Below are 256 nucleotides of genomic sequence, written 5' to 3' on the forward strand. Positions count from 1 at the left end.
CAGCCGCCAGGAGGCGCTGGTCGATGAAGGCCTGGAAGAGACCTTCCCCGCCAGCGATCCAGTCTCGGCGAAGCGCATCACCTGATCGCTGTTCACGACGCAGTCGATCCGCTAACCCACTTCGTGGAAACACGGAGTGGGTTTTTCTATGAGCCGTTTCGAAGGCACAGATCGCTATATCGCCACGAGCGACCTCAAGGTCGCGGTGAACGCTGCGGTCGCGTTAGAGCGTCCCCTGCTGACCAAGGGCGAGCCC

At 61.7% G+C, this 256-nt stretch carries 1 pseudogene; it reads left to right on the plus strand.

Features of this window, described 5'->3' with window-relative positions:
• Positions 1–148: 148 nt before the first annotated feature.
• Positions 149–256 (plus strand): annotated as a pseudogene (locus CVH10_RS27005) (ATP-binding protein); the annotation flags it as partial.

Source organism: Halomonas sp. ND22Bw, assembly GCF_003011945.1.
Taxonomy (GTDB): Bacteria; Pseudomonadota; Gammaproteobacteria; order Pseudomonadales; family Halomonadaceae; genus Halomonas; species Halomonas halophila.